Here is a 1,659-nt window from a genome sequence, read left to right as displayed (position 1 = left end):
GACTCTTCCAAGATTTTCGTAGCCGGTGATTCCCGTGGACTTTGAGGTCAGCTGAGCAGGATGCGCTGGCGTAGGAGGGGGTGTGCGGCGCGGCCGTAGGTCTGCCGCTTGATCAGCTTGATCTTGTTGTTGACGCCCTCGGTACGGCCGTTGTGCCAGGGCAGGGTGAGGGCGGCGTCGACGGCCGCGCGGTCTCGCTCGAGGCCGGTGGCGTAGGAGTGCAGGAAGGGTAGGTCCGCTGCCCGGACTTGAGTGATCCAGCCGGTCAGCGTCTCGGCGTTGGCCTGTGCCGGGGTGAGCAACGCCGCGAAGTCGCGCACCGAGGCGGCCAGAGCGGTCATCTCCGGGCAGGCTCCGGTGAGTTGGTCACGCAGTACCTGTTTGTCGTCACGCAGGTGGGCGGGGTCGGTGAGCAGGAGGTTGGCGACCTTGCGTGGGGAGAGGGTGGCGTGGTCGGCCTCGACCCGCCCTTGGGTGATGTAGCGGACCAGGAGGTTCGCGCTGCCGGTGTAGCCCAGCTCCTTGATCTCGCGCAGCAGGTGAGTAACGGGCACTGCGGGGTCCTCGCTTCGACGCCGGCGCAGGTAGTCGCGGTAGGAGTCGACCAGGGTGGGCCGGTACTGCGGTGCCCGGACCATGCGCTCGGGTTCGCTGTGGCGGGCGTAGCGCTTGACGGTGTTCAGGGAAAGGCTCAGCCGGCGGGAGCATTCCAGCAGGCCGACCCCGGCGTCCAGCAACTGGTGGACCTGCTGCCACCGCTCGCGGGTGGTCTGCGCACGCGTGCCCTCCCGCAGCGGCGGGCCGGCCTTGGCCCAGCAGGCGCTGTGGGCGCCGGCCTCCTTCAACGCCGCCTCGGCCAGGCCGTGCCACAGGTGCCAGCGATCGCAAACCTGCACGATCGCGGGATCAGCGTCCGTGGTGGCCTGGGCGAAGCCCCCGGCCCCGTCCCGGCAAATGACCTCAATGCCGGGGTGGGCCTTCAGCCACGCGGTAACCGTCTCCTTCTTCCGGTCCGGCAGTACCTCGATGCGCTCGCCGGTCTCGGCATCGATCAGGATCGTCGCGTAGCGGTGGCCCTTGAGCAGGGCGAACTCATCGATCCCCAGCACCCGCGGAGCCGGTCGAGCAGGCAAAGCGATGCGCATCAGGCAGTTCAGCACACTCGCCCAGGACAGGACGTGGTGCAGCACGCTCAACAGTCGTGCTCCAGCCGATCCGGCCAGCGCCACAGCCACCGCATCAACCACCCTCTGCAGGGCTGGAGTACGGCGCTGGTAACGCCGGGTCAGCCCCTCGACCTGCTCGACGAAGGTGACCTTCTCGCAGACGGGGTTCTCGCAGTACAAACGGCGCACCGATAAATCGATCACGACCGCACGGCCGCCCACCGCCTCATCCGCGACATGCCGCACATAACGCGAATGCACCCAGTCCGACCCCCGCCCGCACCCCGGACACGCTGCCGGAGCATCATCCCTGGTCCGGGCCGTGACCCGCAGGAGGCCCCCGCCAGCCTCCACCCGCTCGACCTGCACCACGGCCAGCTGCGGCAGCAGGTCCCCCACCACGACAACACACACAGCCAGCCTGGCACCGTCAACCAGTCGACGCCACAGGCAAGTTGAAGTGATCACCGGCTACGAAAATCTTGGAAGAGCC

1 protein-coding gene is annotated in these 1,659 nt (G+C 68.1%); it reads right to left on the bottom strand.

The features are described 5' to 3' along the window. Window positions 1–47 precede the first annotated feature (47 nt). Entirely contained in the window at window positions 48–1,556 is a 1,509-nt protein-coding gene (locus ACFVWD_RS58295; protein WP_389607296.1) for an ISL3 family transposase, read from the bottom strand. Between the last annotated feature and the right edge of the window lie 103 nt (window positions 1,557–1,659).

The sequence above is a fragment of the Streptomyces sp. NPDC058086 genome (genome assembly GCF_042885015.1).
In the GTDB taxonomy this organism is placed as follows: domain Bacteria; phylum Actinomycetota; class Actinomycetes; order Streptomycetales; family Streptomycetaceae; genus Streptomyces.
Note: the sequence above shows the minus strand (reverse complement) of the source record. Positions and strands in the feature narration are given on the sequence as shown.